The organism is Lentzea sp. NBRC 105346 (genome assembly GCF_030269605.1).
Taxonomy (GTDB): Bacteria; Actinomycetota; Actinomycetes; order Mycobacteriales; family Pseudonocardiaceae; genus Lentzea.
Genome location: NZ_BSTQ01000052.1, coordinates 1 through 447, shown reverse-complemented (window position 1 = coordinate 447; position 447 = coordinate 1). Strand labels below are relative to the sequence as shown.

Here is a 447-nt window from a genome sequence, read left to right as displayed (position 1 = left end):
CCCCTAGACTTTTCGCAGTCTCCTACGTCCTTCATCGGCTCCTGGTGCCAAGACATCCACCGTATGCCCTTACTAACTTGCTACAAAGATGCTCGCATCCACTGTGCAGTTCTCAAAGAACGAACGGACGCTCCCTCTTCTCCGCTCCACGCCTACCCGACCGCCGGCCAAGAGGTTCGTGGGCTGAGGAAGCCCGATCACTGAAAGACACTCACGTGTTCTCTCAGGACCCAACAGCGTACCGATCTATCGCTCCAGCCCCTGATCAACCTTTCCACGCTCCGAAGAGCAGTACTCACTTGATCAGCAACAAGATCTCAAGCCAGCCAGCATCCACTAGTGAGCACCACCCAGCATCGAGGCTGGTGTGGGTCTGACCGTTGCTCAAGACATTCGCTTGAGGTCAACGGTGAGATGCTCCTTAGAAAGGAGGTGATCCAGCCGCAC

Annotated in this window: 1 rRNA gene; it reads right to left on the bottom strand. The window is 55.9% G+C overall.

Going from position 1 to position 447, the window contains the following annotated elements:
- Positions 1-83, bottom strand: a 23S ribosomal RNA gene (locus QSK35_RS42560); the annotation flags it as partial.
- Between the last annotated feature and the right edge of the window lie 364 nt (positions 84-447).